Here is a 22,376-nt window from a genome sequence, read left to right as displayed (position 1 = left end):
ATGGCGCTGGAGGACATCCTGGCGGGGGGCCCCGGGGTCGCGGCCGGGGGCGCCCGGGAAGCGCCCCGCCGCCCCCCCCCCCCCCGCGCCGCCCGCCGGCCGGGCGGCCGGGTCCTTGGCGGCGCACGCCGAGACGAGCGCCCACAGCGTGTCCGGCATCCCGGGCAGCCGCCGGGGCACGGCCATGGCGTGCTGCCGGATCAGCACCATCGGGTGGTCGCCCACGAACGGCGGCCGCCCGGCGAGCAGCTCGTACAGGATCAGCCCGAGGGCGTACACGTCCACGGCAGGCGTCGCGGCACCGCCGTCGGCCACCTCGGGCGCCATGTAGACGGGCGTGCCGATGACGGCGCTGGTCTGGGTGAGGCCGGGGCCGTGGAGGATGCGGGCCACCCCGAAGTCCGTCAGCCGTACCTGTCCGGTGGCCCGGTCGAGCAGGACGTTGCCCGGTTTGACGTCGCGGTGGACGATCCCGAGGTCGTGGGCGGCGGCCAGGGCTCCGGCCGTCTGCGCCAGCAGCCCGGCCGCCTCGGCCGGGGGCAGCGTGCCGCGCCGCTGGACCAGCGTGCGCAGGTCACCACCCTCGACGAGGTCCATCACGAGCGCGAGCCGCTCGCCCTCGACGACGAAGTCGCGGATCGTGACGATGTTGGGGTGACGCAGGCTGCGCATCACCTGACGTTCCTGGACGAACCGCAGCACCAGGTCCTGGTCGGCGCTGAGGCCGTCGCGCAGCAGCTTGACCGCCACCACCTCGCCGGAGTCCCGGTGCCGCGCCCGCCACACGGTGCCCATCCCACCGGCGCCGATCTCGTCCATGAGCACGTACCCGCTGCCCAGTGAGATCTCGGGCCCGTCTGCCATCAACCGCTTTCCCCCTCCGAGAATGGAGATCACAATAGTCAGGAAGATCCCGTTCCAGAAAGATGGGCACATGCCGCCCGTCACGATCGCGCCCTTCGCCACCCACCGGCTCGACCTGCTGCCCCTGGCCGTCGAGCACGCCGCCGAGATGGCCGTGGTCCTCGCCGACCCCGCGCTGCACGCGTTCATCGGCGGTGAGCCGCTGGACGAGGACGCACTGCGGGCCCGCTACGCGCGCCTGGCCGCCGGATCGCCCGACCCCGCCGTGTCCTGGCTCAACTGGGTGATCCGGGTACGGGACGAGGGCTGTCTCGCCGGGTACGTGCAGGCGACCGTCACCGCGGAGTCCGTCGCCGAGGTCGCCTGGGTGGTCGGCACCGGCCGGCAGGGCCGGGGCATCGCCACCGAGGCCGCGCGCGGGCTCGTCGGCTGGCTCCGGGACGCCGGAGCGCGCACGATCGTCGCGCACGTCCACCCGGACCACGCGGCGTCGGCCGCCGTGGCCGCCTCCGCCGGCCTCTCCCCCACCGACGAGTGGCAGGACGGCGAGGTCAGCTGGGTTCACCTGCCAGAACCATCGGCCACGCCGGAAATATCACACCCACGCACGGCCCGGTGACCCCTGAGATCTGAACGGGCCGTCCGGGGTACGCGCTGCACCCGGTGGTGCAGCCGGGCTAGTCGCAGGTACGGGTGCTGACGGGCGTGGTGACGGTGGCGGACTGGCGGGCGTCGGAGGACACCTCCGAGGCGGTCAGCACGTATCCCGTGTCCTTCTGGCCGACGACGACGCCGAAGACCACGCCCAGCACCCGGCCGCCGGTGTCGAGCAGCGGCCCTCCGGAGTTGCCCTGCTCGACGGTGCCGCGGATCACGTAGACGTCCCGTGACACGTCGCCCTCGTGGTAGATGTCAGGGCTGAGAGCCTGCCGGCGGGCGGCGATCCTGGCCGGCTGCGGCGTGTACCCCCGCCCCTGGGGGTAGCCGGCCACGATGGCGTCGTCGCCCTTGACCGCCTCACCGTGGAAGGCGAGCAGCGGCAGCCCGGCGTTCGGGACGTACAGCACCGCGATGTCCCGCCGCGGGTTGAAGCGCACCACCGTGGCGGGGCGTGCCTGCCCGGTGTGGTCGATGACCTGGAGGGCCGTGTCCACGCCCGCGACGACGTGCGCGTTCGTCATGACGTGGTCGGGCGCGAACACGAACCCGGTGCCCTCGATCTGCTTGGCGCAGGAGCTCGCCGTGCCCCGCACCTGGACGATCGCGGCCCGCGCCTGCTGGAGCCCGGCGCCGCCGAGCACCGCCGGGTCGGGCGGCTCCACGTCCACGGCGTCGCCCCGGATGGCGTCGAGCACGGGCGGGAATTCGGACCGGTCAATGAATTTCTTGAACGGTTTCTGCCAAGCTCTCACGCCGTCCGGCATGGCGCCGTCCACGGTGGACAATAACAACGAGCCGCGAATCTGCTCCACGACCGGCGTGAATGTGCTGGCGACCAGCAGGCTGCCCACCATCCAGGAAATGACGAGCACCGACAGCACCCCGGCTATTGTGCCGCCCACCGCGTCCACCACCTTGGCCGGCGGCCGCCGTACATATGAACGCACCACGGCGCCCAGGGTGGACGAGAGGAGCTGGCCCAGCAGGGCCGCCACCAGCACGATCACCACCGCGACCAGCGCCTGCATGACGTCCCCGTCGACCAGGGCGCCGGCGATCGGCGGCGCCACGTACACGCCGAACACGCATCCGCCGACGAAACCGACGAAGCTCATCACCCCGAGGATGAATCCCTGCCGATAACCCGAGAAGCCGAATGCGACCGCCATGGCGAGCAGAACGAGATCCAGCAGATCACCACGCACGCGGCCAAGGAAGCCACAGGCTCATCCCCTTTCCCAGCCTCGTTCTCCCGCCGGACGGACGGGCCGGGAAAAGGGACGGAGAAAAGGACGCCGTTTCCGGCGATTTCGGCTGCGGCTCAGCCGCCGAACATCGCGACGGCCTCGCGCCCGTGCTTCTGGTTCTCCTCGACGTACGGCCTGAGCTCGTCCTCGTACGCGCGGAAGGCGGCGGCGTGGTCGCCGGCCGACGCGGCCAGGTGCCGGGCCAGCGCGTGCGCTCCGATGAGGGCCTGGGAGGTGCCCATGCCCGAGGTCGGCGCGGCGCAGTGTCCCGCGTCGCCCACCAGCACGATCCGGCCGTCCGACCAGCGGTCCATCTCCACCTGGCACGCGGAGGCGAAGAGGAAGTCGGACGCCCCGTCCATCTCCTCCAGCAGGCGCGGCACCACCCAGCCCACGCCCGCCAGCCTCTCCCGGACGATCTCCTGCTGCCGGTCGCGCTCCAGCAGGTCGAGCGCCGCCGAGTCGGTGGCGAAGGACAGGCTGACCGTCATCCGGTCGGCGTCGGCCGCGCTGAACAGGTAGACGGCCCTGCCGGGAGCGCTGTGCAGCAGTCCCGTGTGATCCAGGCCGAGGTGGTTGGCCGTGGTGAAGCCCACTCCGGACATGCCGAGGTGGCGGACGAACCGATCGTGCGGGCCGAACGCCAGCCGCCGCACCGTGGAGTACACGCCGTCGGCGCCGACGACGAGGTCGAAGGTGGCGGGCTCGCCCCGCTCGAACCCGACGTGGACACCGGTGTCGTCCTGCTCGATCCGGTCGATCGAGTCGCCGAACACGTACCGGACGTCCGCCTCGGTGATCCGGTGCAGGATGCGGGTCAGCTCCCGCTTCGGCACCTCCAGGTCACCGGCGAACGCCTCGACGGGCAACTCGCCGACCTTCCGCCCCTCCTCGTCCACCAGGTCGGTGCCGCGCATCCCCGTCTCGCAGCCGCGCACCTCGTCGAGGATGCCCATCCCCTCCAGCACGTCGAACGCGGCGCCGCGGAAGTCGACCGCGTACCCGCTGTCGCGCAGGACGGGCGCGCGCTCCACCACCGTCACCTCGTGACCATGACGGTTCAGCCAGTACGCCAGAGCGGGCCCGGCGACACTGGCGCCGGAGACGAGGACCTTCACGTTCATGCTCCTTCAGGGATACCGACAAGGCCCCCAGCATGGAATACCGTGCGCAACCGGAACAATGACAAAGTTCGCACCACACCATCAACACCGACTTAACGATCCAGAGGGATCATGGAGCTTCGCGACATCGAGATCTTCCTGACGCTGGCCGAGGAGCTGCACTTCGGGCGCACGGCCGAGCGGCTGCGCCTCACCCCGGCCCGCGTCAGCCAAGCGATCAAGAAGCAGGAACGCAGCCTCGGCGGCCTGCTCTTCGAGCGGACCAGCCGCACCGTGCGGCTGACCCCCCTCGGCCGCCAGCTCCGCGACGACCTCCAGCCCATCCGCCTCGCCCTGCGCGAGACCATGCGGCGGGCCAGGGCCACCGCCACCGGCACCACTGCCACGCTGCGGATCGGCATGATGTCCGGCAACCTGCATGACCTGCGCCCCTACTGGGACGCCTTCCGCGCCCGCCACCCGAGGTGGGAGCTGCAGTTCCGGCACGCCCCGTTCGTCGATCCCTTCGGCGGGCTGCGCAGGGGCGAGGTGGACGTGCTGGTGACCTGGTCGCACATCGAGGAGCCGGACCTGATCGTGGGGCCGGCACTCCACAGCGAGCGCAGGGTGCTGGCCGTGGCGGCCGGTCACGAGCTGGCCGGACGGCCTTCCGTCACGCTGGAGGCCCTGGCCGACTTCCAGCACTCCGGGGCCGTATCGGTCCCCGACTACTGGGAGGCCGGCTATGTCCCCTTCCACACCCCCTCCGGACGCCCCATCGAACGCGGCCCTGCCGGCACGAGCGCCGAGGCGGTCCTGACGCTGGTCAGCAGCGGCGAGGTCGTCAACATCTTCCCCGCCCACGCCTCCCGCTACTGGGCCCGGCCCGACATCGTCTGGCTGCCCGTCACCGACATGGACCCGTTCACCTTCAGCCTGGCGTGGCGGGGCGAGGCGGAGAACGACGTCATCCGCGCCCTGGCCGACGTGGTCCGCGACCTGGGCGTACCAGGAGCACTGTGACGCGGTCAGCCGCCGATCGCCAGGGCCGCGTGGAGCGACCCTTGCTCGTCCAGACGGCGGAGCACGCAGTCGGCCAGGTCGGCCCTCGACACCCGGAGGCCGCCGCGCACGTTCCGGTCGATCGCGCTGCGGTAGGAGCCGGTACGCGGCCCCTCGGTGAGCGGCGGCGGGCGGACGCTCGTCCAGTCGAGCCCGCTCGCCCGGACGACGTCCTCCATGCGGAGCATGTCGGCGAAGGGGTTGTGCGGCACCCGGCCGAGAACGGGCTTGAACACCAGGCGGGTCACGGAGCCGTCGCCCTCGGTGATCATGCCGTTGGCGGTGACCACGACCAGCCGCCGCGCCCCCTCGGCCGCCGTCGCCCTGACAATGGAGGTGGTGCGTCGGCGCAGATCGTGGTGGGCGCGCGCCCCTGCGGCCCGAGCGCGGACACCACCGCGTCCCGTCGTGGCCGGCCTCCAGCGCCTGCTCGACCACTCGCCGCCCGGTGCGGCCGGTGGCTCCGAAACCGTGATCCTCATCTCGGCCCCCATGGTTGGTTGATGATCACTAACTTCGCCAGGATGGGTGGACGCCTCCCGCCCTGTCAGCTCCGGGCGGGTCAGTCGTCCAGCACCGTCAGGTCGAGGGCGTTCAGCCGGTCCGGGTCCGACAGCACGTCGACGGCGGCGACCTGACCGCCCGCGACGGTGAAGGCCATGACCGAGATCGGCCGCTCCTGAGCGACGACGACGATCCCGGCGGCGCCGTTGACCAACGCCGGCCGCGCGAACGGCGAGAGCCGGCCGAACGTGACCGCCTGCGCCGCCACCGCCCGCGCACCGGAGATCAGGACCGTCTGGCGGGCCCGCGCCGTGCCGCCGTCGGAGCGCAGCACGACGTCCGGGTGCAGCACCGAGACGAGCGCGTCGAAGTCGCCGTCACGGGCGGCGGCCAGGAACGCGTTCACGACGTCCCGCTGGCGGCCGAGGTCGGGGTCCGGAGAGGGCGCCTGCCCTTGAACCCGGCGGCGGGCCCTGCTGGCGAGCTGCCGCGCCGCGGCCGGCGACCGCTCGATCATCGGGGCGATCTCCTCGAACGGCACGGCGAACATGTCGTGCAGCACGAACGCCAGCCGCTCCGCGGGCGTCAGCGTCTCCAGCACCACCAGCATCGCCAGCCCGACCGAGTCGGCCAGCACCGCCTGGCGCTCCGGGTCCGCACCGTCCTCGGAGCTGATGATCGGATCGGGGACGCGCACCTCAAGGGGGTCCTCGCGCCGATGCTCGCGCGAGCGCAACGCGTTCAGGCACACCCGGGCCACCACCGTGGTCAGCCACGCCCCGAGGTTCTCCACCTCGCTGGTGTCGGCCCGGTTGAGCCGTAGCCAGGCGTCCTGCACGGCGTCCTCCGCCTCGCTCACCGAGCCGAGCATCCGGTAGGCGACCGCTCGCAGCTGAGGCCGGTGCTCCTCGAAACGATCCGTCAGCCAGTCCTGCCCATCGGCCCTGGTGTCCACCGTGTCACGTTCCTTCCTCACAGGGTTCGTAACGGTAGACCCGCGAGAACCGGCCGATGTGACGGAGCCTTCCTGGAGGTGCTCGCGCTCATCGCCCGCGGCGCGACAGATCACGCCAGGCGCGGGAGCAGCAACTGCCCGATGGACACGACGCCGACTCCGAGGACGAGGACGCGCAGCACCGGCGGCTTCAGACGGCGGCCCGCCGTGGCCCCGATCTGGCCGCCCAAGGCGGAACCGCCGGCGAGGAGCGCGACGGCCGTCCAGTCGAAGTCCGCGACGACGAGGAAGAGGAGGGCGGCGACGGTGTTCACGACGGCGACCAGGACGTTCTTGACGGCGTTGAGGCGCTGCGCGCTGTCGTCGAGGAGCATGCCCATGAGCGCCATGTAGATGATGCCCTGGGCGGCGGCGAAGTAGCCGCCGTAGACGCTCGCCAGCGTCAGCCCCGACGACAGCAGCAGGCCACCGCCGCGGTGGCCGGGCTCGCCCGTCACCTCGCGGCGACGCCGCACGTGCCTGCTGATGCGGGGCTGGAGGACGACCAGGATGAGCGCGAGAGCCACCAGGGCGGGCACGACGCTCTCGAACGCCGAGCTGGGCAGGGTCAGCAGGAGGGTGGCGCCCGTGAGCCCGCCGATCCCGGCGCCGACGCCGAGCCGCGCGACCCGCCGCCCCTGCCCGGCCAGCTCCCTCCGGTAGCCGATGGCCCCGCTGACCGAGCCGGGGATCAGTCCGAGCGCGTTCGAGACGGTGGCGGTCACGGGCGGCAGGCCGACGGCGAGGAGAACGGGAAAGGTCACCAGCGTGCCCGAGCCGACGACGGTGTTGACGGCCCCGGCGATGACGCCGGCTCCCAGGACGGCGAGCATCTCCGGCGGCGTCACGCCGCACACCCGTTGACGACTCCGTCGGCGGGGGGCGGACCGTCAGCACGAGGGCTCATGCTCTGGAGCGTAGGAACAGGACGCTTCGGCCTGCGCCGAAGCGTTCCCGCCCCTCCCGGCGCGCTTCTACACCACCGCCCCCGGTCCCTCGCGGGTCCGGCGCACCCGCGGCTCGGGCGGTTCGGGTGGCGGCTGCTTGCTGCGCCGTTCCAGCTCGATCGCCAGCGGCCCGGCCACGAACGAGGAGGACGCCGTTCCGGCCACGATCCCGATGAGCAGCGCGATGGCGAAGTCGCGCAGCGAATCGCCGCCGAAGACCGCCAGCGCGGCGAGGATGAACAGCGCGCCGAGTCCCGTGTTGAGCGTGCGGGGCACGGTCTGCAGGATCGCGTCGTTGACGACGTCGGCGAACGGCGCCCGCCGCCGCGCGCTCCACAGCTCGCGCACCCGGTCGAAGACCACCACCTTGTCGTTGATCGAGTACCCGATGACGGTGAGCATGGCGGCCAGGAAGACGCCGTCGATGGGCTTGCCCAGCCAGGCGAAGACGCCCACGACGGCGGCCGTGTCGACCACCAGGGCGAGCACCGCCGCCGTGCCGAACGTCCACCTGAACCTGACCGCCAGGTAGACCATCTGGGCCGCGAGCGCCACGCCGAGCGCGATGACCGCGTTGCGGCGCAGCTCCTCGCCCATGCTGGGGCCGATCAGCTCGTCGCGCTGCTTGGTCACCTCGCCGAGCTCGCCGTCGAGCGCCCGCTCGATGCCGGCCACGTCGTCGGCGCTGATCTGACCGGCGCGCACGGTGACGAGGTCGCCGGAGGACTGCCCGGCGTTCTGCCCGGTGATCTGCACGGTCGCCGTCGGATGCCCGGCCTCGGCCACCGCCCGGCGGGCCGTCTCGGCGGTCACCGGCTCGGTGGCGGCGAACTCGACGATCCGGCCGCCGGTGAACTCCACACCGAAGTTCAGGCCGTGCACGGCCGGACCGGCGACGGCGACGGCCACCAGCGCGGCGGCGACGGCCAGCCAGAGCCTGCCGCGGGCCATGAGCCGTACGTCACGCCGGTTCACCCAGGCCCGTACCCGGCCCTCGCTGCCCAGCCCCGACGCCCGGGCGCCCATCCTGCCGATCAGGAGGTGGGTGAGGACGCGGGTGATGAGCATCGCCGAGATCAGCGAGGCCAGCACGCCGATGGCCAGGGTCACGCCGAATCCGCGCACCGGCCCGGAGGCGAGCCAGAACAGCAGCCCGGCGGCCAGCAGCGTGGTGATGTTGGAGTCGGCGATGGCGCTCCAGGCGTTCCTGAAGCCCCGGTCGAGGGCGGCGCCCAGGCCGCGCCGGGGCGAGCGGCCGTACTCCTCCCTGGCCCGCTCGAACACCAGCACGTTGGCGTCCACCGCCATGCCGATGGCCAGCACGAACCCGGCCAGTCCGGGCAGGGTGAGCGTCGCGCCGAGGGCGAGCAGGGCCGCGTACGAGAGGAGCCCGTAGACGGCGAGGGCGACGGCGGCGAGCAGCCCCACCAGCCGGTAGACGGCGACGATGAACGCCGCCGTGAGGAGCACGCCCGCGACGCCCGCCTTGGCGCTGGCCTCGATGGCCTGCGAGCCGAGCGTGGGGCCGACGGTCCGCTGCTCGATCAGCTCCATGGGGACGGGCAGCGACCCGCCCTTGATGAGCACGGCGAGGTTCTGCGCCTCCTCGGGCGTGAACGAGCCGGTGATCTGCGTGGATCCGCCCTGCATGCCTGCCTGGCAGGGTACGGACGCGTCCACCTGGGGCGAGGAGATGATCTCCTTGTCGAGGACGATGGCCAGCCGGCGCTTGGGATCGCCGACCTGCTCGCAGGCGAGGGCGCCGGTGAGCCGCTGCCAGGCGGCGGGGTCGCGGAAGTCGACCGTGACGAACCAGCCGGGGCCCTGCTGCGGATCAGTGCGGGCGACGGCGTCCGTCACGCCGTCGCCGGTGATCGCGGCTGCGCCGAGCGAGAGCCGCTGCCCCGACTCGTCGGCCACGGCTTGGGCGTCGCCCGCGTCGGCCTGGCCGGTGACCGGGTGGAAGGCGAGCTGCGCGGTCTTGCCGATGACCTCGGCCGCCTGGCGCGGGTCGAGCACGCCGGGCAGCTCGACGATGATCCGCCGCTCGCCCGACCTGACCAGGGTGGGATCGACGACGCCGAGCGCGTCGGCGCGGCGCCGGAGCACGTCCAGGGCCCGGTCGGTGGCGTCGGAGTCGGCCTTGGCGGTGGGCGAGTCGCGGGTCTCGAAGACGAGCTGGGTGCCGCCGCGCAGGTCGAGCCCGAGGCGCGGCGACATGGTGAAAGCGAGGATGAAAGCGGTGATCACGAGGGCACACGCGATCACCGCGCGCCACACGGGCGCACGGGACATGGAAGCCTCCACAGGCTGTCGGGAAGAAGGACGTCAGCGCGTCGTGGAGGGTGGCGCGCGAGCGCCGGCCACGCGGTGGCCCGGCCGCGGTGGAGCGGGGGGCCGCGTGGCGGTGAAGGAGGCGCGGCGCGTGGCCTGGCCCGGTTGCCAGACGGGCGGCGCGACGGCGAGCCACACCGGCAGGACCGGCGTGCCGCGTGCCGGGTGGAGGTCGGGCGGGGCAGGGTCACCCAGCCCCGCGTGGCCGGCGATGCCCGGAGCGCTCCACCAGGCGGACTGGAGTACGTTCTGGTGGGCGTTCCGATCGGCGTCGCCGTGAGCTCCGGGACCGGCGAACACGAACACCGACATCAGCAGGAGCAGGACGGCGGGCAGTCTTCCGCGCACGTCTCCTCCTCACCGGACGGGTGGTGCCGGATGTGTCTCCGGGCGTCTGGCGGCCACCGTACCCCGCCCGGGACAGCAACGGGGACAACCCGTCGATCAGCGAAAAACCGGACGTCTAACTCTTTTCGTCTTTCGGGTCCTCTCGGCTATGGTCGGCCGTATGACGGGACCGTGGGCGACACCACGCGGGCCCATCGCGCGTGGCAGCGTGATGGCCCTGGTCCTGCTGTCCCTGCTGCTGTCCGTGTGCAGCTACGCCCGCTACGGCGGCGGCACGGGCCACGGGGCGCCGCCCGTTCCCGGTCAGGCGTGGAGCCTGGGCGCATGGGACGCCCAGCTGACGAGCCTGCCGCCGCAGAACGCCAACGCCCGCGAGCACCATGTGCTGTCGCTGTGGCCGCCGCCGCGCCGTGAGCGGCACGACGCGGCCGCCCATCTCGCGCTGCTGCTCCCGTCCCACCCGGACCTGCACCAGATCCGCGATCCCCAGCAGCTGGCGCACCGCGCCGCGGGGTCGCGCAGCCCTCCGCTGATCTAGCCGACCCTCCTTCGTCTGCTGTCTTACGGCTGCTCGCGCGCCGTGGGGCCGGCCATGCGTGCCCGGACTCCCGCCGTCGCGCCGGCTCGGTCACCGGTACCCCCGCGTGGGGCGTGCCGTCCTCCCTTCGTGTGAGCACCTTCTTTCGTGTGAGCGCCTGCCTCCGTGCGAGCGCTTTCTTCCGTGTGAGCAAGGAGCCGATCATCGTCATGGCCGACGTCAGATCAGTCCACACCCATCTGCAGCACTACGAGCAGCACATGGCGCGGCTGGAGGAGCTGCGCGGGCTGCTGTACGACCAGCTCGCCCACGCCGTCGCGCAGCCCTGCCCGTCAGCCGGCCGCGTACGCCGGCGCACGGCCCGGCGCAGGGTCGCCGCCATCGAGGCCGCGCTGGAGCGCATGGACCGGGGGCTCTACGGCACCTGCCAGTGCTGCGGGGCGTTCATCGCGTTCGAGCAGCTGCGGCGGCGCCCCCACCGGCGCACGTGCGAGGGATGCGCCCTCGCGCGCCGTCACGAGGTGACGGCATGAACGCCGCCGCCCCCGCTTCCACCCGCCGGGGCTATGTGGCGCTCGACCTGGGCACCGCGCGTACCCGGTGGCTGTCGGCGAGCGCATGCGTCGTCGCCGACCGCCCGTCGGCCCTCCCGTCCGGGGTCGGTGTTCCCGGATGGGGTTCGGCCGGTCCGGTGCGGCCGATCCGGCACGGCATGGTCGCGGACCCCGGTGCCTGCCTGCGGCTGGTCGACCTGGTGCTCCGGGACGCCCGCCCGCCGGACGGCCGGCCGCTGGAGCGGGCGATGGTGGGCGTGCCCGTGGCCGCGACGCCGAGTGACCGCCGGGCGGTGCGCGCCGCGGTCGCCGAGGCGGCCGCGTGCGAGGTGACGCTGGTGGAGGAGCCGCTGGCCGCGGCCGTCGGCGCCGGTCTGGACGTCACCGATCCCCGGCCGTGCCTGCTGCTGGACGTGGGGGCGGGCATCGTCGAGATCGTCGCCATCCGCGACGGCGCCATCACCGACGCCGCCGCCCTCCAGCTCAGTGCCACGACCGGCGCCGGCCTGCTCCCGTACGCGCTGGAGGGCGTCGTCGAGATGACGGCCGGCCTGCTGCGCCGCCTGCCCGCCTGCCTCCGGGCGACCGCGCGCGGCAACGGTCTGCTCGTCACCGGCGGCGGCGCCCAGCAGGGGCAGTTGCTGCACCGTCTGCACACCGCGCTGCGCATGCCGGTCACCGCGGCGCCGCACCCCGCGCACGCCACCATCCGCGGCCTGACCCGCCTGTGCCTGCAACCGGCTCTCGCGGCCGGCATCACCGCACGCGGCCGCTGAGCCGCCCCGAACTCGCCCGTCTTCTCACCAGGAGTCTCCACATGACCGACTTCCACGAAACGCCCATCCGTGAAACGCCCATCCGTGAAACCGCCATCGGTGAAACCCCCATCGGTGAGACGCCGCATCTCAGCTCCGTGCAGCTGCAGACGCTCCGTCAGGACCTGCAGGAGCAGCTCGACCGGCGTACCCGCCAGCTCGTCGGCCTGCAGGCCCAGGCGGAGGACAGCAACGGCGCCGACGACACCTACCAGGAGCTGCTGGTCTCCCTGACCACCGCCGACCGTGCCATCGCCGAGCTCGGCAAGGCCCTCAGCCGGATGGAGGCGGGCAGCTACGGCCGCTGCGCCCACTGCGAGGCGGGCATCCCGTTCGAACGGCTCAAGATCCGGCCGTTGGCCCGCTACTGCATCAAGTGCCAGCGCCGCTACGAGGCCGCTTAGCGTCCACGCGCCGGGTGCCCTCCTGCGATGGGGGCACCCGGAGGGCGACGATCCGACAGGGAACAGCTCATGATCAGACTGGACCGTTTGGTCAACGTGCTGGGCGGATACGGGGTGCGGCTGTGCGGCCGGCCCGACTCGCGCTCGGCGCCGTTGCGCAGCGTGGCGATGCCCGACGCCACCGACAGCCGGGTGCCGGGCGATGTGCTGCTGGCCGTGGGCGCCGCGTCGGTGACCGAGGCGGTGCGGTGGGCGGTGGCGGCCCAGGCCGCGGTGGTGCTGGTGCGCGCCGGGGCCGACGCCGAGCGGGAGTCGTCCCTGGCCGGCGCGAGCGAGGGCGTGGCGGTGATGCTGGTCGACCCCGCCGTCTCGTGGAGCCAGCTGGCCGGCGTGGTCTACGGACTGGTGCTGGAGGGGCGGGAGACCGAGTCGGGGCGCGGCCCCACGGACCTGTTCGCCCTGGCCGACAGCCTGGCCGACGCGGTCGGCGGCGCGGTGACCATCGAGGACCGGCTCTCGCGGGTGCTGGCCTACTCGCGTTCGCAGCAGGCGGGCGATCCCGCCCGGGTGGAGACCATCCTGGCCCGGCAGGTTCCGGACCGGCTGCGCAACCTGTTCCACGCCCGGGGGGTGTCGGCCCACCTGGCGGCCGTGGACGAGCCGGTGTTCGTCGAGCCGGACCCGGAGCACGGCCTGGCCGGGCGGATGGTGGTGGCGGTCCGAGCGGGACGCGAGCTGCTGGGCTCGGTGTGGGTGATGTGCGCGACTCCCCTGGCCGGGGCCCGGCGCGCCGCCCTGGCGGACGGCGCCCGCACGGTGGCGCTGCACCTCCTGCGCTCCCGGGCGAGCGCCGACCTTGAGCGGCAGGTGGAGTCGGACCTGGTCATCCGCCTGCTGGAGGGCAGCGCCGACGCCGCGACGGTGGTGAGCCAGCTCGGCCTGCCGCACGGAGCCATGCGCGTCATCGCGGTCCGCGCGTACATCGCCACCGAGCGGCACGCCGCGCTGCTGCTCGCCTTCGAGCGGGCCACCACCGGCTTCGGCTGGTCCCGGCCGGGACGCAGCACCCTGCTGGGCAACACGATCTACACGATCCTGCCCGGCGAGCAACCGGACGCGGCGCGGGAGTGGGTGTCCGCGCTCCAGGCGGCGCTGCCGGCCCGGGTACGCGTCGCCGCCGGGATCGGCGCGGCGGCCGAGGCGGCGGAGCTGCCGGCCGGCAGGCAGGAGGCCGACGAGTGCCTGGCCCTGCACGAGACGCGCGATCCCCGCACCACGCCGCCGGCCTACGACGAGTCCTGGGACGACATCCTGCTCCAGCGCCTGCGCGTCGCGGCACGTACCGGACGGACCCCCGCGCGCGGGCCGGTCAGCGCCCTGCGCCGGCACGACACCCTGCACGCGACCCAGTACGTCGCGACGCTGCGGGCGTGGCTGGAGGCTCAGGGCGATCCCGCCGTCGCCGCCGAGCGCCTCGGCGTCCACCGCAACACCGTCCGCAACCGGCTGCGCAAGATGAGCGAGGTCACCCCGCTGGACCTCGGCGACGCCCGCCAGCGCCTGGCCATGATCATCGGTCTGGCCGCCGCCGAGGAGTCCTGAGCGTTGTCCCCGTCGCACAAGGCCGCCGCTCCGATTGTCTGCCACGCACAACGTCAGGCCGCGGCCTCCGGGCCATGCTGACGTCGAGAGCAGCATTCGTTCCGGGGTTCGGAGGTAGGGCATGGGCGGCACCGAGCGCATCGGCGACTGGCCGCGATCGGTGATCGTGGTGGGCGCGGGCATCGTGGGCCTGTCGACCGCGTGGTTCCTGCAGGAACGCGGCGTCGAGGTCCACGTGGTGGACCGCGGCGGGGTGGCGGCCGGCGCGTCCTGGGGCAACGCCGGATGGATCGCCCCCGGCCTGGCCATCCCGCTGAACGAGCCTTCCGTCCTGCGTTACGGCCTGCGCTCGCTGCTGAACCCCGCCGCCCCGCTGCACATCCCCGCGACCCTCGACCCGGGACTGTGGGCGTTCCTGGCCCGCTTCGCCGCCAACTGCCGCTGGTCGTCGTGGAGCCGGGCGGTGCGCGCCAACCTGCCGCTCAACCAGGAGTCCATCGAGGCGTACGAGATCCTCGGCGCCGACGGGCCGGCCGTCTCGACCGTGGCGGCACCGATCACCGCGGCCTTCCGCACCCCGCGCCAGGCCCAGGGTCTGCTGCGCGAGCTGCGCAGGCTGGCGGACGCCGGGCAGCAGGTCGACCACACCATCCTGGACGCCGGCCAGGTGGCCGAGCACGTCCCGCTCGCCTCGGACGCCCTGCGGGCCGGGGTACGGATCGACGGTCAGCGGTACGTCGACCCGGGCCGCTTCGTCCACGCCCTCGGCAGGGCCGTCATGGCCCGCGGCGCGACCGTGTACGCCTTCGAGGTCGCCGACGTGCGCAGCGACGACAGGAAGGCCATCGTGGTCTCCCGCCACGGCACGATGCTGTCCGCCGACGCGGTGGTGCTGGCCACCGGCGCCTGGCTGCCGCGCCTGGCCTCCCGCTGGGGAGTGCGCTCCCGGGTGCGCGCCGGGCGCGGCTACTCCTTCACCGTGCCCGTGGACCGCCCCGTCCCGGGACCGGTCTACCTGCCGGACGTACGGGTGGCATGCACGCCGTACCAGGGAGGGCTGCGTGTGGCGGGCACCATGGAGTTCCGCGACCCCGACGCCCCGGCCGTCCCGGCCCGGCTGGAGGCGATCATCGCCTCCGCCCGCCCCCTGCTGGACGGGGTACGCTGGGACGAACGCACCGACGTCTGGGTCGGCCCGCGACCGGTCACCCCCGACGGCCGTCCGCTGATCGGCGCCACCCGGACCCCGTGCGTGTACGTGGCCGGCGGGCACGGCATGTGGGGCCTGGCCCACGGCCCCGCCACGGGACGCCTCCTGGCGGAACAGATCACCACCGGCAAGCAGCCCACCGCCCTGCGCGAGTTCGACCCGCTCCGCTGACGGCCCCGGCGACCGAACCCGCTAGCCGGTCTTGTCGACGGCGCCGGTCCTGGCGTCGATCTTGAGGCCGTGCCAGGCACCGTCCGGGGTGAGGACGTCGACATCCCAGACGAGAACCTTGTCGGTGTACCTGTCCAGGCTGATGTGGGTGATCTTGCCGTGCGGCACCGCGGAGGACACCTTCTTCACCACGTCGTCGAAGGAGAGCTCGGCGTCCTTGATGATGCCCATGACCCTGGTTTTCTCGCCTCTGCCGGTGTCCTTGGTCCGGGGCTTCGAGACGACGTCCCCTGACGCGTCCACCTCCATCAACTGCTCGGTGCCGTCGGGACGGCCCAGCTGGACCTCCCAGATCTGGCCGCCGTTCTCCGACTGGACCGAGAGGACGTGGGTGCCCTCGACGGCGTGCGTGGCCGCGGTGGCCGCCTTTTCGAGGCTTCCGACGCCGCCGGATCCCTGGGCGGGATCATCGCTGGGGTCCCCGGGTGACCTGAGAGCGGCTGCGGCTCCTCCCGCGGGCGCGGTCTCGACGGCACTGATCTGGATGGGGGCGTTCCCGCAGGATCCGGCCGCGAACAGAAAGAGGAGGCCGATGATGGGCTTGAACCGTTTTCCACCATTCATACTGACGACGCTGCCCGGAACTCCATAAAGGCACGCCCAGAGCCCGGACAATACGGTCCAGACCCGTTCGTACGGGGCAGTCCATGCGCCAGTTCGGTCAGTCCGGGAGGTCCGCAGGGACGGGCAGGTCCAGGGCCTCAAGGAACCGGGCGGTCTTGACCTCGACGAAGACCTCCCCGTCGTCGAGTACGTCGACGTCCTCCTCCTCGTCGTCCAGGTCGAGCTCCCAGGGATCGCGGTCTTCGGCGAGGTAGCCGAGCAACTCGCTCGCCTTCACCGCATGCTCCAGCTCGCCACCCCCATGGCTCCGCAGCATCCACCAGTCGGCGAGGCCCGTGGCCTCCCGGACGACGTCGGTCGGCGACGAGGCGTCCTCGTCCTCGAAGTACGTGCGAGGAGTGAACCCCAGGTAGGCGACGCCGCTCCCACGCCCCGCCGGCCGGTAGACCACGGTCGCGATGTCACTGTCATGGATGTCGACCCTCAGCCACGGCTCGACCTCGGGCGGCACCGGCTCCTCCTGGTGCTCGGTCCACTGGCGCCCGTCGAACAGGTAGATGGCGGAGAACCCCATCAGGCGCTCATGGCTGGTCGGGACGGGCGACGACGGAGCCCTCGAAGAGGGAGCCCTCCAAGACGGAGCCCTCGAAGACGAGCGCGAGGGGCGGGCAGGCCCCGTCCGCGCTGCGACCGGCTACGGCGTTCGCCATCTGTTCCCACTTGTAGAACCTTGATCACAAGACGACTCTAAGGACCCCGTTACGTCCGAGCATAGAACTTCAGCGAGGAACTACCTGAGCGCGCACGCCAGGGAGATCGTCGAATGCGGCAGACGCATCCATCGTCAGCACCGTTCTCGCGGTGGCCGCGGCCGTAGCCGCGATCAGCAGATCGTAGGCGCCTCGCGACTTGCCCTCTCGTCGGACATGCGCCAGAAGAGGGGCATGGACTCTGGCGACGTCCGTCGTGTACTCCTCAACAGGGATCAACGCGAGAACTTGATCCACAAAGGCCTGCCGATCGGGCTGTCGTGCCGCATCGGCCAGTTCTACGCCGACGAGCAACTCAGCCACAGTGATCGCCGAGATCGCCAGGTCATCGGCGTCTCCTATCACCGCGTCCACGGATGCCTTGCCTCGCTCGGCCGCAATGAGCACACCGGTCTCAAGGATCAGGCGTCGGGCCACGTGGCCCTCATCTCGTTGTCGATCGCCTCGCGGGCCGCTGCTACGTCAGCTTCGAAATCGGCGTCCAACGTCCCCGCTCTGCTTGCCAGAAACGCCTTGACCGTACGCCCCGGCGCTGTCGGCGCGGGGCCGATCACAGCGATCTGCTTCCCGCCGCGAGTTACCACGATCGTTTCTCCATGCTCGACCGCATCGAGAACCGCCGCAAAGCTTCGAGACGCTTCAGTGGCAGTCATCACCTTCATAAGATCAGATTGTCTGATCCACGAGGATCGGTCCTGCGGAACTGACGACCCGTGTCAGGTGCATCGTGGGCCTGATGCCTCCTGGTTCATGCCTGTCGTCTCCCTGCCGGCGACCATCCGTCTGGCGTTCTGCTGTCACCTCCGCCAAGGTCACCCGGTACGGGCCCCTAGCCGATGAGCTGGCAGGCATCTCCTGCAGGAGGGGCGCCGCAGGAAGCGCAAAGCCTCCACTTCCCTGCCTGACACGACCAAGGCAGCGGAACGGAGGCTGTGCGCATCTACCGGGAGCTTGCAGAGGTCAACCCTGACCGATACCGCCCCGACCTCGCCCGGTCCCTCTCCAACCTCGGTATCCGACTTTCGAAGACTGGTCGACCCAGTGAAGCAGTTTCTCTCGGAACAGAAGCTGTTCATATCTATCGGGTGTTGGCGGAGGTCAATCCGGACCGGTATCGACCCGACCTCGCCTCCTCACTGACGAACCTTGGTGTCGTCCTCGCGGAAGTTGGGCGCCCAGATGAGGCGCGGTCCGTAGCCGAGGAAGCCGTTCACATCTATCGGGTGTTGGCGGAGGTCGATCCGGACCGGTATCGACCCGACCTCGTCTCCTCACTGACGAACCTCAGCGTCACCCTCGCCAGACTGGGCCGCCTTGACGAAGTCGAAGTCGTACGAGGTGAGATCGACCGACTGTGAATGGCGCGTGGGCGGTGCTGGCCGCGACCGGCCGGAGAGCCGCAGCGCGGCCAGCAGACCGCCCGGACGCGCTGCGGGCCGCCGGAGGCGGGCCGCCTTGAAGACGTTGAGAAAGTACTCATCCACGAGGACCATGGCTGTGTCGGGTCTCATGACCCGCGTGACACATCGTGCTCAGGACGTGCTTGACGCTCCAACTGGTGCGGTACTCAGCTCAGTGGGAAGCCTTGCAAGAGCCGGCCGCGAGATCCGGTACGGCTCGTTCTAACTCGACCAGGGCCAGTGGGGGGCCATCGCCGAAGTCGTGGTCGTGGGTCCTGCCGGTCTCGGCGAAGCCATTCTTGGCGTAGAAGCGGCGCGCTTGGGCGGAGTCTCGGAGCGTCCACAGATGCAGGTCGTCGTACCCGGCGTCTCGCACTCGATCCAAGACGGCCGTCAGCAGGACCATCGAGATGCCGCTGCCCCAGACGTCTGGGTGGGTAAAGAAGGTGTGGATCTCCGCCAGGCCGGGGCGGGAAGTGGAGGCCCCGAACCGGGCGAAGGCCCCCGGCCGCTCGTTCAAGCGCGCAAGCAGGATCCCCTCCACGCCCTCGGCCAGAATGCCGTGCCACTTGGTGCGCCGCTCCTCGATCCCGGCCGCAGCGACCTTCGGCGTGCAGAACGGGCCGTGCGAGACGCCCCAGGACAGGGCGTGGATCTCGCCGAGAATGTCCCCGTCACCGGGTTCCGCAGGGCTGACCGTGATCGCATCGGGCATGGGTCAAGACTACAAGTCGGGTCACGCGTCCTCGTTGCTAGGCGGGTGACGATGGAGCCCTTGCCGGGCTTGGTGGTGATCAGGCCTTGGGTTCTGAGGGCTTCCATGCCTTGCGCACGGTGACCCTGGCGACGTCGAACTCCTCCTGGAGCTTCACCTCGGAGATGAGCGTGAGGGGCGGGTAGGTGCCGTCCTTCGGCGGTGACGGGCGGCTCGCCGGACGTGCCGATCTAACGCTCGGACCGCTGGGAGGAGTGGACGGAACACGGCCTGGTTTTCCCTTCGCGCTGCGGCACCCCAATGGAACCGGACAACCTACGGCGTAGCTGGGGAGCGATCCGCGAGGCTGCCGGCCTCGGCGAGATGCGCTTTCACGACCTCCGCCACACCTGCGTGACGCTTCTGCTCAACCTCGGCGTCCCGCCCCAGGTCGTCCGCGACATCGTCGGCCACAGCGACATCGAGGTGACCATGACGATCTACGCCCACGCCTCCCTCGACGACAAGCGCACCGCCCTGCGTAAGCTGGGCGATGCCCTCGGATAGCCAAGCGCTTTCACAGCTGGGTCGGCACGCTCAGTGGCCGTTACCGGGCGTGCTTCCATTTGGTCCGATCTCGGAGCACCCGAACATAGTCGAACCCCTGACGTTCTAGCTGCCCCACGACCCACTGAGCAGCACGATCGTCGGAATCAAGCTCCCGCAGGTGGAATCGGAGGCTCTCGATGGCGTGCCGCTCACGAGTCTTGCGCCTCTTGGGGAAGAAATCCTTCGGAAGGTTGTGGCACACGTCCGCGATCATGCGCATGTGCTCGAGATGCGTCAGTGCCGCGTCCGTTTCCCCCGCAGCCAACGCGCGCTTCACGAGGTGGCTGCCGGCTCGCAGCTCAATGAACCCCATGGCCATCAATACCCTGATGGCCTCCTGCGCCGACCCGTGTTCCAGCCCGGCCGGCCGCGGCGGTGTCGACAGCACGAACCGTCCGAAGCGCCCTGGGCAGCACTGTGCCGTGGTGCGAATCTTTCGCCACAGGCCAAGGAAGTAACCACCCGAACACCAGCGTGCCATGGTCGACCCTGCGTTGGAGGTGGCGACGTGGCTGTCAGCGTTGCCGTCACAGACGCGAAAACGCCCCGGAGCGGTGATCGCTACGGGGCATCTTGGCTGTTCAAAAAGGTGGTCAGGGGCAGGGTCGAACTGCCGACCTTCCGCTTTTCAGGCGGACGCTCGTACCAACTGAGCTACCTGACCCAGAGCGGTCCTGACGGGACTTGAACCCGCGACCTCCACCTTGACAGGGTGGCGAGCACTCCAAACTGCTCTACAGGACCTTGCTTGTCTTGCGTATCTTGCTGTTCTTGCCTTGCGACTCGCTTAGCTTACCAGTTCTTCGGTGGCCTTCGACCATCCGTTTCCCGGTAGCGCCAGGCGCTTCGCGGTGCCCCCAACGGGATTCGAACCCGTGCCGCCGCCTTGAAAGGGCGGTGTCCTAGGCCGCTAGACGATGGGGGCTCAGGATTCCCTGTCGCCTTCCGTCGGAGACCTCTGAAGCATAGGGGACGATTGCCCCTGATGCCAAAGTGGCGGGCCGGCGGCCGGCGACTGCGTGCCCGTCACGGTCCCCGATGGCGTCGGGGTGTTCGTTGGCGCTGGAGAAATCATACGTCCAGGGTTCTCCTCCACGTGACGCTGGATGTAGACCGACTGCTCCCCCAGTCCGCCGAGCGTGATGTCGTCCCACGCCTGCAGACGCTTGGTCTCGCGGTCGAAGTACAGGACCGACGCCTGGACGGGGGTGGGCTCGGCGTGTTCGAGGGCGCGCAGGCCGGCGCCGCCGGTGGAGCCCTGGACGAGCACGCGCGTGCCGGTGGGCAGCATGGTGGTGGAGCGGGCGTGGGCGTGGCCGGCCAGGACCATGGGGGTGGAGCCGGAGAAGCCGCGGCCGATGATGCCGTCGTGGACCGCCACGAGGTCCGGCTTGCCGACCTCGGGGAGGTGGTCACGTCCCCATTGCTCCAGCTTCGCCGGGTCAGAGTCGATGGCCACCGACTTGTCCGGGGTGAAGCGGGGGTCGCCGAGCCCGTAGATGGTCAGGCCCCCGACTTGCTGCGACCTGTCGTCCAGGACGATGGCGTTCTTCTGCTTGGCGACGGCCTTCTGGGTGGTCATGGAGTCGTGGTTGCCGCGGATGAAGACGTAGGGGACGCCGAGGCGGCCGATCTCCTCCACGAACTTGTTCTCGGGCTTGGTGCCGTGGTCCGAGATGTCGCCCGTGTCGATGATCATGTCCACGGCGAACTGGTCCTTCAGGGACCGGATGACGTTCCAAGCGATCGGATTGAGATGAATGTCCGAGATGTGCAGGACGCGGATGGAACGCGGGTCACCGTCGTACACCGGCAGGGTCGAGACCGTGTTGTACAGCTTGGAGACGTTCGTGACCAGCTTGGTGAGCTGCGACCGGTACGACTCGAACTTCGTCACGATCGACTCCGCGCTGCCGACCAGCGACGGCGCGGCGGCGATCAGGCCCGAGTACCGCGGCTCGACCAGCGAGTCCGGCCGGAACGTGTACGCGGCGAGCGCGCCCGTCCCCGCGAGCCCCACGGCGGCGGCGAGCAGGCTGAGCAGCGCGACCTTGGGCCGCCTGAACACCAGCAGCACCGCCACCAGCGCCCCCGCCCCCGCGCACAGGAGCGACCGGATGACCAGCGCGCGCACGCCGTCGAGCAGGTCCCGCTCGATGATGCCGGGCAGCCGGTCGGTCAGGCGCGGGTCCTCGATGAGGGCCTTGGCGCGCTCCTGGTCGATGTTGTCCAACGTGATGCGCAGCCGTAGCGGGGCGTCGTGGGTGTGGAACGTGAGCGTGCCCAGCGGGCTCGCGTCCACGACCGTCTCACCGTCCCACGCGGGACGCAGCGACATGCCCGTCTCCACGGGCCCGATCTGGGCCCGTACGGTGCCGCTGAGGAAGATGCCGAGCCAGGCGCCGACGGCCGCGACCATGAGGGCGGCCACGACCCTCGACGCCTTCGACGCGATGACTGTCCGAAGGATGCGAGCGACGTTCATACGTTTACTTGCCTACCCCCGGCGCGAGGCAGAATGGCACATGTGATCGATATTTCGCGGGAAACGTTCGAGGAGCTGGTCGCCGAGGCGCTGGACACCATCCCCGCCGAGCTGACCCGCGTCATGAACAACGTCGTCGTCACGGTGGTGGACGATCCGCCCCAACCCAACCTTCTGGGCCTGTACACCGGAATTCCCCTTACCGAACGTGGCGACTGGTACTCCGCGGTTCTTCCCGACCGCATCGAGATCTACCGCAATGCGATCTGCCGGATCTGCGACTCCGAGGAGCAGGTCGTACGAGAGGTACGGATCACGGTGGTGCACGAGGTGGGCCACCACTTCGGCATCGACGACGCCCGCCTGCACGAGCTCGGCTGGTGAGCCCCCGGGCGCCGGTTGCCCTCTTCTGCTTGCGGTACGGGGCCTGATCAGGC

26 protein-coding genes, 3 tRNA genes and 1 pseudogene are annotated in these 22,376 nt (G+C 71.1%); 11 read left to right on the top strand and 19 right to left on the bottom strand.

Going from position 1 to position 22,376, the window contains the following annotated elements:
• A partial coding sequence (locus tag ABZS51_RS22900; RefSeq protein WP_355444372.1) for a serine/threonine-protein kinase occupies nucleotides 1-864 on the bottom strand: 864 nt, incomplete at its 3' end.
• Nucleotides 865-934: 70 nt separating this feature from the next.
• Here ABZS51_RS22900 and ABZS51_RS22895 point away from each other — a divergent pair.
• Entirely contained in the window at nucleotides 935-1,483 is a 549-nt protein-coding gene (locus ABZS51_RS22895) for a GNAT family N-acetyltransferase (protein ID WP_355444369.1), read from the top strand.
• Between the two features lie 58 nt (nucleotides 1,484-1,541).
• Here ABZS51_RS22895 and ABZS51_RS22890 read toward each other — a convergent pair whose 3' ends face one another.
• Together ABZS51_RS22890 and ABZS51_RS22885 are read right to left on the bottom strand one after the other, a co-directional pair.
• Nucleotides 1,542-2,729, bottom strand: coding sequence for a MarP family serine protease (locus ABZS51_RS22890; RefSeq protein ID WP_355444366.1), 1,188 nt, complete (start codon nucleotides 2,727-2,729; stop codon nucleotides 1,542-1,544).
• A gap of 116 nt (nucleotides 2,730-2,845) precedes the next feature.
• Entirely contained in the window at nucleotides 2,846-3,895 is a 1,050-nt protein-coding gene (locus tag ABZS51_RS22885; RefSeq protein WP_355444363.1) for an FAD-dependent monooxygenase, read from the bottom strand.
• Nucleotides 3,896-4,006: 111 nt separating this feature from the next.
• Between ABZS51_RS22885 and ABZS51_RS22880 the strand changes: the two genes are divergently transcribed.
• Complete coding sequence (locus ABZS51_RS22880; protein ID WP_355444360.1) at nucleotides 4,007-4,897, top strand: LysR family transcriptional regulator; 891 nt, start codon at nucleotides 4,007-4,009, stop codon at nucleotides 4,895-4,897.
• A 5-nt stretch (nucleotides 4,898-4,902) separates the two neighbouring features.
• Here ABZS51_RS22880 and ABZS51_RS22875 read toward each other — a convergent pair whose 3' ends face one another.
• The 5 genes from ABZS51_RS22875 to ABZS51_RS22855 all read right to left on the bottom strand — a co-directional run bounded on the left by ABZS51_RS22875 (nucleotide 4,903) and on the right by ABZS51_RS22855 (nucleotide 10,063).
• A complete protein-coding gene (locus ABZS51_RS22875; RefSeq protein ID WP_355444357.1) occupies nucleotides 4,903-5,418 on the bottom strand; it encodes an NAD(P)-binding oxidoreductase in 516 nt (171 codons plus the stop codon).
• Between the two features lie 80 nt (nucleotides 5,419-5,498).
• Complete coding sequence (gene sigJ, locus ABZS51_RS22870) at nucleotides 5,499-6,416, bottom strand: RNA polymerase sigma factor SigJ (protein ID WP_355444354.1); 918 nt, start codon at nucleotides 6,414-6,416, stop codon at nucleotides 5,499-5,501.
• Nucleotides 6,417-6,505: 89 nt separating this feature from the next.
• A complete protein-coding gene (locus ABZS51_RS22865) occupies nucleotides 6,506-7,282 on the bottom strand; it encodes a sulfite exporter TauE/SafE family protein (protein ID WP_355444351.1) in 777 nt (258 codons plus the stop codon).
• A 126-nt stretch (nucleotides 7,283-7,408) separates the two neighbouring features.
• The gene (secD, locus tag ABZS51_RS22860; protein WP_355444348.1) at nucleotides 7,409-9,676 is read right to left on the bottom strand and encodes a protein translocase subunit SecD; all 2,268 of its coding nucleotides are present in this window, start codon (nucleotides 9,674-9,676) and stop codon (nucleotides 7,409-7,411) included.
• A gap of 33 nt (nucleotides 9,677-9,709) precedes the next feature.
• Nucleotides 9,710-10,063 (bottom strand): hypothetical protein, encoded by a 354-nt coding sequence (locus tag ABZS51_RS22855; RefSeq protein ID WP_355444345.1) that lies wholly within the window; start codon nucleotides 10,061-10,063, stop codon nucleotides 9,710-9,712.
• Nucleotides 10,064-10,223: 160 nt separating this feature from the next.
• On the opposite strand from ABZS51_RS22855, the gene ABZS51_RS22850 reads away from it, so the two are divergent.
• The 6 genes from ABZS51_RS22850 (at nucleotide 10,224) to ABZS51_RS22825 (ending at nucleotide 15,357) form a co-directional block, all read left to right on the top strand.
• Nucleotides 10,224-10,601 carry a hypothetical protein gene (locus tag ABZS51_RS22850; protein WP_355444342.1) on the top strand — a complete coding sequence of 126 codons (378 nt, stop codon included), beginning with the start codon at nucleotides 10,224-10,226 and terminating at the stop codon, nucleotides 10,599-10,601.
• A 185-nt stretch (nucleotides 10,602-10,786) separates the two neighbouring features.
• Nucleotides 10,787-11,134: a TraR/DksA C4-type zinc finger protein gene (locus ABZS51_RS22845; RefSeq protein ID WP_310716036.1), complete on the top strand. Its 348-nt coding sequence runs from the start codon at nucleotides 10,787-10,789 to the stop codon at nucleotides 11,132-11,134.
• On the top strand, nucleotides 11,131-11,931 hold the full coding sequence (locus tag ABZS51_RS22840; protein ID WP_355444339.1) for a rod shape-determining protein: 801 nt from the start codon (nucleotides 11,131-11,133) through the stop codon (nucleotides 11,929-11,931). Before ABZS51_RS22845 ends, ABZS51_RS22840 begins: the two co-directional genes overlap by 4 nt.
• A gap of 41 nt (nucleotides 11,932-11,972) precedes the next feature.
• A complete protein-coding gene (locus tag ABZS51_RS22835) occupies nucleotides 11,973-12,374 on the top strand; it encodes a TraR/DksA C4-type zinc finger protein (RefSeq protein ID WP_355444336.1) in 402 nt (133 codons plus the stop codon).
• 69 nt (nucleotides 12,375-12,443) lie between these two features.
• Nucleotides 12,444-13,976, top strand: a complete 1,533-nt coding sequence (locus tag ABZS51_RS22830; RefSeq protein ID WP_355444333.1) for a helix-turn-helix domain-containing protein — start codon at nucleotides 12,444-12,446, stop codon at nucleotides 13,974-13,976.
• A gap of 121 nt (nucleotides 13,977-14,097) precedes the next feature.
• Nucleotides 14,098-15,357 (top strand): FAD-dependent oxidoreductase, encoded by a 1,260-nt coding sequence (locus ABZS51_RS22825; RefSeq protein ID WP_355444330.1) that lies wholly within the window; start codon nucleotides 14,098-14,100, stop codon nucleotides 15,355-15,357.
• A 21-nt stretch (nucleotides 15,358-15,378) separates the two neighbouring features.
• On the opposite strand, the gene ABZS51_RS22820 is transcribed toward ABZS51_RS22825, so the two are convergent.
• The 5 genes from ABZS51_RS22820 to ABZS51_RS22800 all read right to left on the bottom strand — a co-directional run bounded on the left by ABZS51_RS22820 (nucleotide 15,379) and on the right by ABZS51_RS22800 (nucleotide 17,413).
• Complete coding sequence (locus ABZS51_RS22820; RefSeq protein ID WP_355444327.1) at nucleotides 15,379-15,981, bottom strand: PepSY domain-containing protein; 603 nt, start codon at nucleotides 15,979-15,981, stop codon at nucleotides 15,379-15,381.
• A 97-nt stretch (nucleotides 15,982-16,078) separates the two neighbouring features.
• Nucleotides 16,079-16,555 carry a hypothetical protein gene (locus ABZS51_RS22815; RefSeq protein WP_355444325.1) on the bottom strand — a complete coding sequence of 159 codons (477 nt, stop codon included), beginning with the start codon at nucleotides 16,553-16,555 and terminating at the stop codon, nucleotides 16,079-16,081.
• A 7-nt stretch (nucleotides 16,556-16,562) separates the two neighbouring features.
• The gene (locus tag ABZS51_RS22810; RefSeq protein ID WP_355444322.1) at nucleotides 16,563-16,691 is read right to left on the bottom strand and encodes a hypothetical protein; all 129 of its coding nucleotides are present in this window, start codon (nucleotides 16,689-16,691) and stop codon (nucleotides 16,563-16,565) included.
• Between the two features lie 69 nt (nucleotides 16,692-16,760).
• Nucleotides 16,761-17,168 carry a PIN domain-containing protein gene (locus tag ABZS51_RS22805; RefSeq protein ID WP_355444319.1) on the bottom strand — a complete coding sequence of 136 codons (408 nt, stop codon included), beginning with the start codon at nucleotides 17,166-17,168 and terminating at the stop codon, nucleotides 16,761-16,763.
• A complete protein-coding gene (locus ABZS51_RS22800) occupies nucleotides 17,153-17,413 on the bottom strand; it encodes a type II toxin-antitoxin system prevent-host-death family antitoxin (RefSeq protein ID WP_310716020.1) in 261 nt (86 codons plus the stop codon). Before ABZS51_RS22800 ends, ABZS51_RS22805 begins: the two co-directional genes overlap by 16 nt.
• Nucleotides 17,414-17,683: 270 nt before the next feature.
• Between ABZS51_RS22800 and ABZS51_RS22795 the strand changes: the two genes are divergently transcribed.
• Nucleotides 17,684-18,109 (top strand): tetratricopeptide repeat protein, encoded by a 426-nt coding sequence (locus ABZS51_RS22795; RefSeq protein ID WP_355444316.1) that lies wholly within the window; start codon nucleotides 17,684-17,686, stop codon nucleotides 18,107-18,109.
• Between the two features lie 214 nt (nucleotides 18,110-18,323).
• On the opposite strand, the gene ABZS51_RS22790 is transcribed toward ABZS51_RS22795, so the two are convergent.
• Nucleotides 18,324-18,866 (bottom strand): GNAT family N-acetyltransferase, encoded by a 543-nt coding sequence (locus ABZS51_RS22790; protein WP_355444313.1) that lies wholly within the window; start codon nucleotides 18,864-18,866, stop codon nucleotides 18,324-18,326.
• 252 nt (nucleotides 18,867-19,118) lie between these two features.
• Here ABZS51_RS22790 and ABZS51_RS22785 point away from each other — a divergent pair.
• Nucleotides 19,119-19,412, top strand: a pseudogene (locus ABZS51_RS22785) (tyrosine-type recombinase/integrase); the annotation flags it as partial.
• Nucleotides 19,413-19,452: 40 nt separating this feature from the next.
• On the opposite strand, the gene ABZS51_RS22780 reads toward ABZS51_RS22785, so the two are convergent.
• From ABZS51_RS22780 to ABZS51_RS22760, 5 genes are all read right to left on the bottom strand, one after another.
• Nucleotides 19,453-19,842: a hypothetical protein gene (locus ABZS51_RS22780; protein WP_355444310.1), complete on the bottom strand. Its 390-nt coding sequence runs from the start codon at nucleotides 19,840-19,842 to the stop codon at nucleotides 19,453-19,455.
• Nucleotides 19,843-20,044: 202 nt separating this feature from the next.
• Nucleotides 20,045-20,118, bottom strand: a tRNA-Phe gene (locus tag ABZS51_RS22775).
• Nucleotides 20,119-20,123: 5 nt separating this feature from the next.
• Nucleotides 20,124-20,198, bottom strand: a tRNA-Asp gene (locus ABZS51_RS22770).
• Between the two features lie 108 nt (nucleotides 20,199-20,306).
• Nucleotides 20,307-20,379 (bottom strand) — tRNA-Glu (locus tag ABZS51_RS22765).
• Complete coding sequence (locus tag ABZS51_RS22760) at nucleotides 20,380-21,885, bottom strand: metallophosphoesterase (RefSeq protein ID WP_355444307.1); 1,506 nt, start codon at nucleotides 21,883-21,885, stop codon at nucleotides 20,380-20,382. It abuts the tRNA gene before it with no gap.
• Nucleotides 21,886-21,981: 96 nt separating this feature from the next.
• Between ABZS51_RS22760 and ABZS51_RS22755 the strand changes: the two genes are divergently transcribed.
• Entirely contained in the window at nucleotides 21,982-22,323 is a 342-nt protein-coding gene (locus ABZS51_RS22755; RefSeq protein ID WP_355444304.1) for a metallopeptidase family protein, read from the top strand.
• Nucleotides 22,324-22,376 lie beyond the last annotated feature (53 nt).

This window comes from Nonomuraea sp. NPDC005501 (genome assembly GCF_040605905.1).
Classification (GTDB): domain Bacteria; phylum Actinomycetota; class Actinomycetes; order Streptosporangiales; family Streptosporangiaceae; genus Nonomuraea.
Note: the sequence above shows the minus strand (reverse complement) of the source record. Positions and strands in the feature narration are given on the sequence as shown.

Coding starts and splice junctions, on each gene's coding strand:
- ABZS51_RS22800 (WP_310716020.1), bottom strand. CDS start 17,413: ATGAAGGTGATGACTGCCACTGAAGCGTCTCGAAGCTTTGCGGCGGTT.
- ABZS51_RS22790 (WP_355444313.1), bottom strand. CDS start 18,866: ATGCCCGATGCGATCACGGTCAGCCCTGCGGAACCCGGTGACGGGGAC.
- ABZS51_RS22885 (WP_355444363.1), bottom strand. CDS start 3,895: ATGAACGTGAAGGTCCTCGTCTCCGGCGCCAGTGTCGCCGGGCCCGCT.
- ABZS51_RS22820 (WP_355444327.1), bottom strand. CDS start 15,981: ATGAATGGTGGAAAACGGTTCAAGCCCATCATCGGCCTCCTCTTTCTG.
- ABZS51_RS22815 (WP_355444325.1), bottom strand. CDS start 16,555: ATGGGGTTCTCCGCCATCTACCTGTTCGACGGGCGCCAGTGGACCGAG.
- ABZS51_RS22830 (WP_355444333.1), top strand. CDS start 12,444: ATGATCAGACTGGACCGTTTGGTCAACGTGCTGGGCGGATACGGGGTG.
- ABZS51_RS22825 (WP_355444330.1), top strand. CDS start 14,098: ATGGGCGGCACCGAGCGCATCGGCGACTGGCCGCGATCGGTGATCGTG.
- ABZS51_RS22835 (WP_355444336.1), top strand. CDS start 11,973: ATGACCGACTTCCACGAAACGCCCATCCGTGAAACGCCCATCCGTGAA.
- ABZS51_RS22850 (WP_355444342.1), top strand. CDS start 10,224: ATGACGGGACCGTGGGCGACACCACGCGGGCCCATCGCGCGTGGCAGC.
- ABZS51_RS22875 (WP_355444357.1), bottom strand. CDS start 5,418: ATGAGGATCACGGTTTCGGAGCCACCGGCCGCACCGGGCGGCGAGTGG.
- secD (WP_355444348.1), bottom strand. CDS start 9,676: ATGTCCCGTGCGCCCGTGTGGCGCGCGGTGATCGCGTGTGCCCTCGTG.
- ABZS51_RS22810 (WP_355444322.1), bottom strand. CDS start 16,691: ATGGCGAACGCCGTAGCCGGTCGCAGCGCGGACGGGGCCTGCCCGCCC.
- ABZS51_RS22880 (WP_355444360.1), top strand. CDS start 4,007: ATGGAGCTTCGCGACATCGAGATCTTCCTGACGCTGGCCGAGGAGCTG.
- ABZS51_RS22895 (WP_355444369.1), top strand. CDS start 935: ATGCCGCCCGTCACGATCGCGCCCTTCGCCACCCACCGGCTCGACCTG.
- ABZS51_RS22840 (WP_355444339.1), top strand. CDS start 11,131: ATGAACGCCGCCGCCCCCGCTTCCACCCGCCGGGGCTATGTGGCGCTC.